Origin of the sequence: Paenibacillus sp. H1-7 (assembly GCF_022354825.1) — a bacterium.
Lineage (GTDB): Bacteria > Bacillota > Bacilli > Paenibacillales > NBRC-103111 > Paenibacillus_S.
In genome coordinates this window covers 7,242,324-7,255,248 of the sequence record NZ_CP031168.1, presented here as the reverse complement: position 1 = coordinate 7,255,248, position 12,925 = coordinate 7,242,324, and the positions used below count along the sequence as shown (strand labels likewise).

12 protein-coding genes are annotated in these 12,925 nt (G+C 52.8%); 10 read left to right on the top strand and 2 right to left on the bottom strand.

All coding sequences use genetic code 11. The features are described from left to right. Positions 1-157: 157 nt before the first annotated feature. From DVH26_RS31930 to DVH26_RS31910, 5 genes are all read left to right on the top strand, one after another. Positions 158-1,219 (top strand): BMP family lipoprotein, encoded by a 1,062-nt coding sequence (locus DVH26_RS31930; protein WP_239629405.1) that lies wholly within the window; start codon positions 158-160, stop codon positions 1,217-1,219. A 99-nt stretch (positions 1,220-1,318) separates the two neighbouring features. Further along, positions 1,319-2,860 carry an ABC transporter ATP-binding protein gene (locus DVH26_RS31925; RefSeq protein WP_239629403.1) on the top strand — a complete coding sequence of 514 codons (1,542 nt, stop codon included), beginning with the start codon at positions 1,319-1,321 and terminating at the stop codon, positions 2,858-2,860. A 3-nt stretch (positions 2,861-2,863) separates the two neighbouring features. Then, positions 2,864-3,940 carry an ABC transporter permease gene (locus DVH26_RS31920; protein ID WP_239629400.1) on the top strand — a complete coding sequence of 359 codons (1,077 nt, stop codon included), beginning with the start codon at positions 2,864-2,866 and terminating at the stop codon, positions 3,938-3,940. A gap of 1 nt (position 3,941) precedes the next feature. Next, a complete protein-coding gene (locus DVH26_RS31915) occupies positions 3,942-4,904 on the top strand; it encodes an ABC transporter permease (RefSeq protein ID WP_239629392.1) in 963 nt (320 codons plus the stop codon). A 285-nt stretch (positions 4,905-5,189) separates the two neighbouring features. After that, positions 5,190-5,477: a hypothetical protein gene (locus DVH26_RS31910; protein ID WP_239629390.1), complete on the top strand. Its 288-nt coding sequence runs from the start codon at positions 5,190-5,192 to the stop codon at positions 5,475-5,477. On the opposite strand, the gene DVH26_RS31905 is transcribed toward DVH26_RS31910, so the two are convergent. Further along, on the bottom strand, positions 5,472-6,200 hold the full coding sequence (locus DVH26_RS31905) for a hypothetical protein (RefSeq protein WP_239629387.1): 729 nt from the start codon (positions 6,198-6,200) through the stop codon (positions 5,472-5,474). The genes DVH26_RS31910 and DVH26_RS31905 overlap by 6 nt on opposite strands. A 289-nt stretch (positions 6,201-6,489) precedes the next feature. On the opposite strand from DVH26_RS31905, the gene DVH26_RS31900 reads away from it, so the two are divergent. Next, entirely contained in the window at positions 6,490-6,939 is a 450-nt protein-coding gene (locus DVH26_RS31900) for a GNAT family N-acetyltransferase (RefSeq protein ID WP_239629385.1), read from the top strand. A 120-nt stretch (positions 6,940-7,059) separates the two neighbouring features. On the opposite strand, the gene DVH26_RS31895 is transcribed toward DVH26_RS31900, so the two are convergent. Beyond that, positions 7,060-7,392, bottom strand: coding sequence for a hypothetical protein (locus DVH26_RS31895; RefSeq protein WP_239629382.1), 333 nt, complete (start codon positions 7,390-7,392; stop codon positions 7,060-7,062). Positions 7,393-7,628: 236 nt separating this feature from the next. On the opposite strand from DVH26_RS31895, the gene zwf reads away from it, so the two are divergent. The 4 genes from zwf (at position 7,629) to DVH26_RS31875 (ending at position 12,615) form a co-directional block, all read left to right on the top strand. After that, entirely contained in the window at positions 7,629-9,149 is a 1,521-nt protein-coding gene (zwf, locus tag DVH26_RS31890; RefSeq protein ID WP_239629380.1) for a glucose-6-phosphate dehydrogenase, read from the top strand. A 214-nt stretch (positions 9,150-9,363) separates the two neighbouring features. Continuing rightward, positions 9,364-10,425 carry a metallophosphoesterase family protein gene (locus DVH26_RS31885; protein ID WP_239629377.1) on the top strand — a complete coding sequence of 354 codons (1,062 nt, stop codon included), beginning with the start codon at positions 9,364-9,366 and terminating at the stop codon, positions 10,423-10,425. A gap of 31 nt (positions 10,426-10,456) precedes the next feature. Then, complete coding sequence (locus tag DVH26_RS31880; protein ID WP_379462851.1) at positions 10,457-12,034, top strand: peptide chain release factor 3; 1,578 nt, start codon at positions 10,457-10,459, stop codon at positions 12,032-12,034. Between the two features lie 65 nt (positions 12,035-12,099). Further along, positions 12,100-12,615, top strand: a complete 516-nt coding sequence (locus tag DVH26_RS31875) for a CcdC protein domain-containing protein (RefSeq protein ID WP_239635556.1) — start codon at positions 12,100-12,102, stop codon at positions 12,613-12,615. Positions 12,616-12,925: the final 310 nt, after the last annotated feature.

Sequence of the window (12,925 nt, the reverse complement as noted above, 5' to 3'; positions counted from 1 at the left end):
AACCAGCATGTCTAAGCTTCGTTACGGAACCGGGACAGGATGAAACGGTGATGAGAAAATACTAGGGCTGCATACATAAAATGGCTCACGGATGTGGCATTATAAATTGAAAATGGTGGTCATGAATGAATTAATCCTAATGAGGGGTGTTTACGAAATGAAAAAATGGGTGGCGGTAACGACTAGCCTGGTGCTTGCTTCAGCGATAGCTTTGACAGGCTGCGGAACCAAAAACAATGCCGGAACGAACACCGGAGGAGGGACGGGGACACAGGCGGGAGCCGGAGGAGCTGCATCCAACAAAGGCGAGAAATTCAACATTGGCATGGTTACCGATATCGGCGGCGTCAATGACAAATCGTTCAATCAGAGCGCCTGGGAAGGGCTTCAGCAAATTAAATCGCAAACCGGAGCGAATGTGAAGTATCTGCAAAGTAAAGGCGACGCGGACTTCATACCGAATCTGAATCAATTTGTTAAAGATAATTACAATCTCACATGGGGAATCGGGTTCCTGATGGCCGATGCGGTCAAAACGGTAGCCTCGCAAAATCCGAAGGCGCAGCTGGCGCTAATCGACAACGTTGTGGAGCTTCCCAATGTCGAATCGGTTACATTCGCCGAGCATGAGGGCTCCTATCTGGTCGGCGTTGTAGCGGGACTGACGACCAAATCGAATAAAATCGGTTTCGTAGGCGGACTGGAAATCCCGGTAATCAAGCGTTTTGAAGCAGGGTTCAAGGCCGGCGTGGCGGCAGTGAATCCGAACGCGAAGGTGACGGTCAACTATACCGGCGCATTCGACAAGCCCGATCTCGGTAAAGCCGCTGCGGCGACAATTTTCAATGACGGCGCGGATATTATCTTTCCGTCAGCGGGCGCGACTGGCAACGGGGTATTTAATGAAGCTAAAGACCGTCTGAAAGCCGGTAAGAAGGTGTGGGTTATCGGCGTGGATAAAGACCAATCTCTCGAGTTCGGCGATGACGTTACGCTGACTTCCATGTTGAAGCGAGTCGATCAAGCGGTCATTCGCGTCTCTAACGATGTGATCGACGGCAAGTTTAAAGGCGGTCAAGTCGTTACGCTGGGCTTGAAGGAAGATGCAGTCGGCTTGCCGGAGACATCCAAGAAGAACGTTCCTGCGGACGTGTTGAAGAAAGTAGATGAATATAAGGAAAAAATCAAAAGCGGCGAAATCAAAGTGCCTGAAAAATAAAGCATCCTCATGCAGCTTTCGAATGGCCCGACAAGGCTGGTTACAAACTGGCCTTGTTGTTTCATTTACTAATACTTAAAGGATGGGCAGGAGGTTCCGATGAGTTCAACTACGGTTGTCGAATTGCGCAATATCACGAAGCGGTTTCCTGGGATCGTTGCCAACGACAGCATCAGCCTTCAGCTGCAGAAAGGAGAAATCCATGCGCTGCTGGGGGAGAACGGAGCGGGGAAATCGACATTAATGAACATCCTGTTCGGCCTGTATCAGCCGGATGAGGGAGAAATATGGATCAACGGACGCCAAACCTCGATCGACAATCCCAATAAGGCGATTGATCTAGGCATCGGCATGGTGCATCAGCATTTCAAGCTGGTTCAGCCGTTCTCGGTTATGGAGAATATTATTCTCGGCATCGAGCCTACCCGCGGAATGTCGATAGACTACAAATCCGCAGCCCAGAAAGTTAAAAGCATATCGGAGCAGTACGGCTTGAAAGTGGACCCGTATGCTTTGGTTCAGGACATTTCCGTAGGAATGCAGCAGCGGGTTGAAATATTGAAGACGCTCTACCGGGGAGCCGACATTTTAATATTCGACGAGCCGACCGCCGTGCTCACGCCGCAGGAAATTCAAGAGCTGATGGAGATCATGAAAAGCTTGGTCCAGCAGGGCAAGTCGATTATTTTGATCACCCACAAGCTGAAGGAGATTATGAGTATTGCCGATACCGTAACTATCATTCGACGTGGCCGCGTTATCGACACGGTAAAGGTTAGCGAGACAACTCCCAAAGCATTGGCGGAAAAAATGGTCGGCCGAAGCGTCTCTTTCAAAGTGGACAAGAAACAGGCGGTACCGGGGGACGTCGTGCTGCAGATCGAACGGTTGTCTTCCCAAGGCAACCAAGGGGTTCCCACCCTGCGCGAGCTAAGCCTGAAGGTACGGGCCGGCGAAATACTGGGTATTGCTGGCGTCGACGGCAATGGACAAAGCGAGCTGATTGAGGCTTTGACAGGTCTTCGACAAGTGCAGGGAGGGTCCATTCTGTTCAATGGACGCAATGTTGCCAACGAGCACCCGAGGACGATATCGGAGGCGGGGATCGCGCACATTCCCGAGGACCGTCACAAGCATGGTCTGGTGCTCGATTTTTCGATGAGCGAGAATATGGTGCTCAAATCGTATTTTTATCCGGCCTACAACAAAGGCGGCTTTCTCGATTATGATGCGATAGACAAGCACGCGGAAAAGCTGATCAAGGAATTCGACGTCAGAACTCCAAGCATCTACAGCAAAGCGAGATCTTTGTCGGGAGGAAATCAACAAAAAGCGATTATTTCCAGGGAAATTGACAAAAATCCTGACCTGCTGATCGCAGCTCAGCCAACCCGCGGACTTGATGTAGGAGCGATCGAGTTTGTCCATAAAAGGCTGATCGAGCAGAGGGACAAAGGCAAGGCCGTGCTGCTCATTTCATTCGAGCTTGATGAAATCATGAACGTATCGGACCGGATTGCCGTCATTTACGAAGGGCAAATCGTCGGGGAGGTGCTGCCGGAGCGGACGAACGACGAAGAGCTTGGATTGATGATGGCGGGAAGCCACAGGACGGATACCAAAGATGCGGAGGGGACTTAAAGCATGGACAAGGTTACCAAAGTATTCGTAAAGGACACGGCGCTGGTACCGCTGGTCGCTATCGTGCTCGGTCTGCTCTTCGGGGCTCTCGTCATGCTGCTTGGCGGCTACAATCCGGTTGCCGCCTACATATCGTTATTAGGCAAAGTGTTCGGCAATCCGTACAACATGGGCGAGACGATCCGGGAAATTACGCCGCTTATTTTGACCGGACTGTCCGTCGCATTTGCCTTTCGAACCGGCTTGTTCAACATCGGCGCCGAAGGTCAATTCATGATAGGGATGACCGGGGCGACCTGGATCGGGGTCAAGCTGAGCTTGCCCTGGTTTATTCATGCTCCGCTCGCGGTTATTGTCGGAGGGCTGCTCGGAGGGCTATGGGGCGGCATCGCCGGGTATTTGAAGGCCCGCCGCGGTGTCAATGAGGTCATTACGACCATTATGCTAAACTGGATCGCCTTGTTCTTGTCGAATTACATTGTCAACCGGTTTCTGCTTCAGCCCGGACAGCAGCGATCGTACATGATTCAGGATTCCGCGTCGTTATCGATTGGATGGTTATCAGAATTATTCGGCAATTCACGGATGCACTGGGGAACGTTCATTGCTCTCGCCGGTGCGGTAATCTTCTATGTCGTGCTCTGGAAAATGAAGCAGGGCTACGAGCTGCGGGCTGTCGGCCACAATCCGCATGCGGCGCAGTATGCAGGCATGAACGTGAACCGCAACATTATTAAGGCGATGGTGATCGGCGGCATCTTCGCCGGTCTTGCCGGTGTCGTGGAAACGCTCGGTGTATTCCACTACCAGGTCATTGCCGCATCGACACCAGGCTACGGGTTCGATGGTGTCGCCGTAGCGCTGCTTGGCGGCAATCATCCATTGGGCGTCGTGCTGGCTGCCGTCTTGTTCGGGATGCTCACGTACGGATCGGCGGGAATGAGCTTCGGGGCGGACGTACCGCCCGAAATTATTCGCGTCGTTATCGCTTCCGTCATCTTTTTTGTCGCCTCCCACGGCATCGTCCGCTGGGTGCTGAAGCCGCTCATGGCCAAACGCAAAAAAGAGGAGGTGGCCTAGCATGGAAACATTGCGAATACTCGGTGAGCTTGTGAATACAACCTTGGTGTTCTCCACTGCGCTTATTTTTGCTGCGATGGGCGGCATCTTCTCCGAACGGTCCGGGGTCGTCAATATCGGACTGGAGGGGCTAATGGTTTCCGGCGCCTTCGCCTCGGCCGTTGCTACGCATGCGGTGGAGCAGGCGGGTATGGCTGGTGCGGCTCCATGGCTCGGGCTCGTGGCCGCGATGCTATTCGGCGTTTTGTTCTCGCTGGTTCACGCTGTAGCAACGGTGACGTTTAACGCCGACCAGGTAGTAAGCGGCGTCGTCATCAATTTTTTGGCGGCCGGCTTTACCGTCTACCTCGTCAAGATCTTATATGAAGGCTCGGGGCAAACGGAGACATTGAATGCGGTATTTTCCAAAGTGGCCATTCCTGTGCTTTCGTCGATTCCGTTTTTGGGTGAAGCGATTTTTAACGCTTATCCGACGACCTACCTGGCATTGATCCTCGTGGCCTTGACCTACTACATTTTGTTCAAAACCCCGTTCGGTCTCCGTCTCCGCTCGGTCGGGGAGCATCCGGGGGCTGCGGATACGGTAGGCATTAAGGTAAAGCGGATCCGTTATATCGGAGTTCTGTTAAGCGGAGCTCTTGCAGGACTCGGAGGAGCGACGATCACCTTGACGACGACCAGCAGCTTCTCTCACAATACGATTTCGGGGCAAGGCTTTATCGCGCTGGCGGCTATGATTTTCGGCAAATGGCATCCGGTCGGGGCTCTAGGGGCGGCGATATTTTTCGGACTGGCCCAGGCGGTGCGCAACTTCGTTCAGCTGTTCGATTTCGCTAAGAGCGTGCCGGTCGAGTTCCTTTACATGCTGCCGTATGTATTGACTATTCTCGTGCTGGCCGGTGCCGTCGGCCGGGCGAACGCCCCTTCCGCACTGGGCGAGCCGTATGATCCGGGCAAAAGATAAGAGACAGGTCCAATTGCGCTGTTCCTGTAGTTACGGGGACGGCGTTTTTGCGCTGCTTATTGCTTATACCAAGCAGTGTAGTGCTCCCAGGGAGCGGTCTCTAATTATTCCAAAAATGTTTTCAAAAAAAGTGAAAGAAAATCGTCATTCGAATCGTCTATATAAGTAGGAATGAAACTTGCCGAAGTCTTATCTAAAATAAATTGTGCAAAAATAATTCAATCGTCGATCCAATGGTCGCGGAGATGTATATGGAGATGAAGCGGTACGGGAGGGAGAGAAGGAATGGCTGTCCAAATGAAGCTGGCCACGGATCCGGGAGATTGCCGGGTTGTGCCGCAGGAGAAAGCTATGGTGCTGCGGGCATACGAAGCGGTCTGCTACCAGGTTGCCTTTTACATGCTGAGGGAGGAGAAGCAGGCCGCCGAGGCCGCGAAGCATACGCTTGCGGCCTTGTACCATTGCGCCGAATGGTTCGGGCTGCCGGACAGCTGCCGTTTGGCAAAGGCGAAGCGGGAAGCGATGAGGCATTCCCTTGAATATCGCAAACGAGCGCTGAGCCAGGCCTTATAAATAGTAGTTGAGCAGGAAGCCGGTGAACGGAACGGGGAAATAAGTATGGATCCGGTTGTTCTGCCACTGCTGGTGGCGGTATTTCGAGAAAGCCTGCAGCGGAAGCTCGCCTTTGTTCAGCAGCTGATCCGGAGAAAGGGTCAGCATGCGCTCCGCCGCCTTGTTAACCGCCGAGGCCATATGAAGGATCACCGGCTCGAGGGCAAGAGGCTCGGACGAAACGGCGGGCGACTCCTCCTCCGCATCCTCGAGCTGAAGCAGTCCGGCTGCATCGGGCCGGATGCCGAGCGGCTCTAGCGCTGAGTAAGGAAGCTCGCCGAGGGCCTCTTTGGCTGCTTGATCGTTAATCGTCCCGTAGCTGTTGTCGGATGCAAGATAGAGCTGGTTGTACCCTGCAACCAGCTCTTTAAGCTGCCGCCGGATCGGATCAGGCGATGAAGGCTCTGCCGGATCTTGCAGCGGGACGGCTGCGGTGAAGTCGTATTCCTTGAGCAGCGATTCGCTGATATCCTTGAGCTGCCTGGCCGTATCCATGATTTCCGAGAGCCGCTGCGCGGCAAAACGGGCCAGCGGGTCAAAGGCATTGCTTTTGAACGGGACGGCAGGCGCAGCCGAAGAATAAGCGCGGAACGGACGGCTCTTCCGCTTCCAGGATTCATTTTCCGAATGCCATAAAATATGTGTACGATATGTACGGGTTACTTGAGCGACATGAGCAAGCAAATGCCGACACCTCCGGCCCTCACGGTAGTTTGCATTCATTATACAATGAGATTGAATTGTCGTAAATTGGTTCTTGACTTTTCGTTCCGGAGTCCTGTATGATATTTTATTAACTTTGATTAAAAGGGGCATTTTGTCATGGATTGGGTACAAACGGCCGTTATCGTGATTGTCGTCATCGTGAGCGTGCTCTTTTTAGCTTTTGTCGGTAAAAAATATTTGAAATAATAGCATTGTTCGCGTTCGCTTCATACGATAAAGTAACTCTTTATCCGGGAGGCGACGTGAATTGATCCGCAAACGTATTCCGCGTCAGGACGATAAGGTCATTTTGCAGCTGGTAGACATGCTGCTGGTTCCTTATGCCAGATTGACCCAGCCTGACTTGCGTATCGATATGTCTACGATCAAGCAAAGGCTGAAACCTTGCAGCACGTACGTGTCCGTTCATGCAGGCCGTGCCCCGCAAGGCTTTATTGCATTGAGAAAAGTGCAGGACGTTATGTATATCGATATGCTGGCGGTTCATCCGCAGTCACAGGGGCGGGGAGTCGGCTCGAGACTGATGGAGCATGCCGAGCGTGCCGCCGTTTTGGCGGGCTTTAAGGAATTGCGGCTATGGGTCGACGATACGAATACGCAGGCGCAGCGCTTTTATGCTTCCAAGCAGTATACGACGCTGCATCACAATAACGTCATCCGCTGTTATTTGATGTCCAAAGAAGTGAAGCTGGATTGATCCACAGAGATCGGGCACGGCCCGGCAGGGCTGCTGCGGTGAAGTGTCTAAACGCATCGTTATCGGACGCCGGAAGAACCGGTGGAGCTGCAGGGGCCACCGGCCTTCGGGAACGATCGGCTACGTAAGAGAAAACATCAGCGCTACCGAGGATACGTCCAGTGCGAGCCCTCTTCCGTTCGGCCCGAATCCGGGCTCGAATTCCGGTTGCGTGTACGTTTTCACAGAAGCCCTTGATTTGGTTTTGTTTTTCCCGGAACGGGTCGAAGATTTTCTCGAGTTTAATCCGAACGTGATGGAAGGCTGCTCTTCTTCACCGTTCAGCATGATTTTATTTTTGTCCATTCTGCTCAACGTAGCTACCAGCTCACTGCCGTCCCTCAATACAACGAGGACCGGTTTTCCGTAATGCTCCCGGCACGATTGTTCATTAATGGGAGTAATATGTTTCATCGTTTGCACCTCCATAATTGTTATCTACACTCCAGTCTATGCGTTCCTGGTAAGGGCGACTGGTCAAAAGCCCATCGAGCGAAAGCCCATTTTGTGTATAAAGCCCGGACGCCCGGGGCAACCTGTTACGAGTTTGCAGGAAAATATTGAATCCTTCAGCGGATTTCGTTATGCTAAAGGGGTTCGTACTTTATGGAAAAAAAGCGTGAAAAAATACATATGAAAGAATGATGAACATGACCAATACTGTATTTTTCCTTTTTGGGGCAACCGGAGATTTGGCACGCCGCAAGCTGTTTCCTGCGATTTACAGCTTGTACCGCGAGCGCAAGCTGGGCGATCGCTTCGCTGTAGTGGGATTGGCGCGGCGTCAGAAGACGAATGAACAGTTCCGCGAGGACGTGCTAGATTCCATCAAAGAATTCGCGCGGTATAACGTAACGAAGGACGAGCAGTGGGCATCGTTTGCGGAGCATTTCGAGTATATGCCGCTCGATATTCACAACCCGGAATCGTTCAAGGAGCTGCGCACTGTAGCGGAGCGGCTGGACAACAAGTTCGACGTCGGCGGCAACCGTCTGTTTTACTTGGCTTTGGCGCCGGAGCTGTTCGGCAGCGTCTCGCACAATTTGCAGGCCGGAGGTCTGTTGGAAACGTCGGGCTGGGCTCGCCTTGTCATCGAGAAGCCGTTCGGCTACGACCTGCCGTCGGCTGAGAAGCTGAATGCGGAAATCCGCCAGGTGTTTGAGGAAAAAGACATTTACCGCATCGATCATTATTTAGGCAAGGAAATGGTTCAGAACATTAGCGTCGTCCGGTTCGCGAACGCCTTCTTCGAGCCGCTGTGGAACAATAAATATATTTCCAATATTCAAATTACGCTGTCCGAAACCGTCGGAGTGGAAGAGCGCGGCGGATATTACGATCATTCCGGCGCTCTGCGCGATATGGGGCAAAACCATATGCTGCAAATGCTCGCCATGATGGCTATGGAGCCGCCTAGCCGATTGTCTCCGGAAGATATCCGGGACGAGAAGGTGAAGGTGTTCCGCTCGCTGCGCGGCTTCCAAACGGCAAGCGAAGTGCGTGCCAATACGGTTCGCGGGCAATATGCTGCCGGCAACCTGAAAGGGAAGCAAGTGCCGGGCTACCGCGAGGAAGAATCCGTTAATCCGGAATCGACAACGGAGACGTATTTTGCCGCGCGGGTATTTGTCGACAATTTCCGCTGGGCCGGAGTGCCGTTCTATATCCGTACAGGCAAGCGGCTGCCGGTAAAAACGACGGAAGTCGTCGTCGAGTTCAAAAATGTGCCGAATAACGTTTATTTGGCGAAAAAGCATAAGCTGGAGCCGAATCTGCTTGTATTCCGCGTCAATCCGATGGAGGGCATTTACTTCAAAATGAACGCGAAGCAGCCCGGATCGGAAGGGACGATCGTGCCGGTGGCCATGGATTTCTGCCAAAGCTGCCAGGTCGGCTTGAATACGCCGGAAGCTTACGAGCGGCTGCTGCATGATGCGGCGCGCGGGGATTCGACGTACTTCACCCGTTGGGACGAAGTGGCTCTCGCTTGGCAATTTGTAGACAAGATTGCAGCCGCATGGGGCGAGCGCACGGATAATCTGCATCTGTACCCTGCCGGAACATGGGGACCGGATCAGGCGCAGCAGCTGTTGTCCGAGGACGGGTTCAAGTGGTGGCCGGTTAACGGGCAGGATGAGGGCGAGGTAGCCTGGGAGTTTATCCAGCGCTAAGCTTAAGGCAAAGCCGCCGTGTAAAGGTTCTTATAACCGATGGGCTTGTACTTGTAACGGGTACGGGCCCATTTCTTTTTTGCCATCGGAAAAATGTGCACGCAGACACATAAATAGCTATAATAAAGAGGCGAGTCTTGCAGGTTGAGTTTATAATAGCTTAAAGAGAGAGATAGTACGTGGCACCATAGATAAGTAGGGGGTTCATAACAACATGACGCGTCGAATTTTCATACGTTGGATGGTCGTTCTGTTCGCGCTTATTGCGGCTGCTTTAACCGGGCTGTTCAAGCTGCTGCAGCGCTCTATCGATTCCCAGCAGACCGACGGGGGCGGCGGGCTAGGCGATCTGCTGCCGGGCAAGCCGGAGCCTGCACCCAAGCCGTCGTCTACGGACGGGAACGGTCCGGTATTTTCCTTTATGATATTAAGCGATCTTCATATCTCGGTGTACGATCCCAATACGATTAAGAATATGAAGGAAGCGCTGGAGGATATCAAGCAGTTCGAAGCCCCGATCGATACGGTGATTATTACCGGGGATTTGACCGATTTCGGAGGCGAGGACGGCTACAAGGAGCTGCAAAAGCTGCTGTCCGGCTACAAGCTGCCTCCGCTGTATGCGAATATGGGCAACCACGATTACTATGATATTTGGGTTGATAAGAAGGGTGCCTTCAACAAGGATACGGCGCCAAACGGCAAGACGGACTGGCAGGCGCGCGAACGGTTTCAAAAGTTTTTTAAGCAGGATAAAGTATATAGTGCGGCGTCGATTAACGGGTATCCGGTCATTCTGCTGTCGCAGGAAGCCTATGTGCAGGAGAAGCCCGAAGTGGGAGAAGGGGCATGGTACTCCGATGAACAGCTCGCATGGTTCGAGCAGCAGCTGGCTAAGCACAAGGACGGCAAGCCGATATTCGTCATGACGCACCAGCCGCTGCCGGCCATCGGCTCCGACGGAGGCACGCATCAGCTGATCAGAGCGAAGAAATTCCGCGATATGTTGAAGCCGTATCCGAATGTGTTCGTTTTCTGCGGCCACCGGCATCAGGACTTTCAGAACGGTGCGGAGCACTATGTGAAGGAAACGTTTCATTATTTCCACAACTCCTCGGTGGGGCGCGTGCTGAACCGGAATTTTCAAAATGCGGGCCAAGACAAGTCACAAGGCTTGTATGTTCAGGTATATAAGGACAGAGTGCACGTAAGAGGCCGTGAATTCAGTAACCGTACGTGGCTGAAGGAAGCGGACTGGAGCTTGAAGCTAACTTAATGACAAGGAAGGATTTGCAAAGCAGATGAGTATGGATACGAAGCAAAAAATGATAGAAGAAGTTCATAAACGGCGTACGTTCGCCATCATTTCTCACCCGGATGCGGGGAAAACGACGTTAACAGAGAAGCTGCTCCTGTTCGGGGGCGCCATCCGTCTCGCCGGTACAGTCAAAGGACGCAAAGCGAGCAAGCATGCGACCTCCGACTGGATGGAAATCGAGAAGCAAAGAGGGATTTCGGTTACCTCCAGCGTGATGCAGTTCGATTATGAAGGACATCGCGTCAACATTCTCGATACGCCGGGTCACCAGGATTTCTCCGAGGATACGTACCGCACCTTGACCGCTGCGGACAGCGCCGTGATGCTGATCGACTCCGCCAAAGGGGTCGAGGCGCAGACGAAAAAGCTGTTCCAGGTATGCCGCATGCGCGGAATTCCGATCTTTACGTTCATTAACAAGATGGACCGGGAAGGGCAAAATCCGTTCGACCTGCTGGAAGAGCTGGAGCAGGTGCTCGGCATCCGCTCGTACCCGATGAATTGGCCTATCGGCTCGGGCAAGCAGTTCCGAGGCGTCTACGACCGCAAGCTGACGCAGGTGGAGCTGTTCCAGGGCGACGATCATAAGGAGATCCAAGTCCGCAAGGTGAGCGGATACGACGATCCAATCGTGAAGGAAATCGCCGGAGACTATTTCTACGACCAGCTCGTTTCGGATTTGGAGCTGCTTGATGTCGCAGGCGACGAGTTCGACCTGGAAAAAGTCAAAAGCGGTGAGCTGACTCCGGTATTTTTCGGCAGCGCAATCAATAACTTCGGCGTGCAGACGTTCCTTGAGAACTTCTTGCAGCTTGCCCCGACACCGACGCCGCGCGGCAGCAGCGCAGGTGCTATCGATCCGATGAGCGAGAAGTTTACCGGCTACATCTTCAAGATTCAAGCGAACATGAACCCGGCGCACCGCGACCGGATTGCGTTCCTCCGCATTTGCTCGGGCAAATTCGAGCGGGGCATGTCGGTGAAGCACGTGCGCGCCGGCAAAGATATTAAGCTCGCCCAGCCGCAGCAGTTTCTGGCGCAAGACCGCGATATCGTCGAAGAGGCGTATCCGGGTGATATTATCGGTCTGTTTGATCCGGGCATTTTCCGCCTGGGCGATTCGCTCAGCCAAGCGGGGAATATCGAATTTAACGAGCTTCCGACGTTCTCGCCGGAGCTGTTCTCCAAGGTTACGGTGAAAAATGCGCTGAAGCATAAGCAATTTCAGAAGGGTGTCGACCAGCTGACGGAGGAAGGCACGATTCAGGTGTTCCGGACGATCGGGTTCGACGATCTGATCCTGGGCGTTGTCGGCCAGCTCCAGTTCGAAGTGTTCGAATACCGGATGAAAGGGGAGTACGGGGTCGATGTCCAGCTGCAGCGGACGAACTTCCAGTTCGCCCGGTGGATTGTCGATGAAAATATCGATCCGGGCAAGTTCCGTATCAACTCCCAGCTAGTCAAGGATAAGAACGATAACTATGTCGCTTTGTTCGAAAGCGAATATGCCATGCGTTCGGCGATGGAGAAAAATCCGAACGCGAAGTTTCTGGAGAATGCTCCGTAACGGTTACCTTTTCGTCTCTTATATCAAAATGATCACATAAGGAGTGAGATGTCATCGAACACTTGGTGCCTACTCTGCTGATCGCCCTTCTCATTGGGCTGATGATGTACCGGAGGACCAAAAGGACGATCGGAGCACAAAAGCTCGTACGCTCCAGACTTTGGTTCCGTACGATCGTCTTTGGTATTATCGGCTGTATGTTTCTGTATGCAAGCTTCCTTCATCCGGTGAATTTCATCGCTGATTTCGTTGGTCTTGCTTGCGGCCTGGTTCTTGCGTTTTATGCGGTGAAGCATACGGAATTTGAGAAGAGGACAGACGGATGGTATTACCGTACGTCCCTATGGGTCAACATAGCCGTTATGGCCCTGTTCATCGGCCGGATTGCGTATAAGCTGCTCTACCATGGCGCGATGAATGCGCCTGCGCCTGCGCCGGTGAATCCAATTGAAATGTACGGCAGCGATCCGCTGACGATCGGTATTTTCTTCGTGCTGGTTGCCTACTATATCCGCTTTTTCACCTTTTTGCTGTTCAAACACAAGGAACTGAACCGTACCGATTCTTCGGCGTTGTCTTGAATCGCCATGTAAGTGACACGACTTGAAGCGAAGCGATGCTTCGTTCAAGACGCCGTTACCTTTCTCCCCATCTTATCGATGGGGTTTTTTGTGTTTGTACCGGGCGCGGGCTGGCGGCACTTTTCGAGCAAAAACCCTAACCACCCGAGCCTCCGCTGCATACAATATGATGTTTGGATTTCCGGGAATGGTTCGTGAGGAGCAGTTGCGTAAATGGGATTATTGCAACGGTGCGCGCAAGCCCTGGTGCTGCGGCTGGCCGGAATTCATGAGAGAGGCGACAAGAGGTAAAGTTGCGGGAACCTAAATG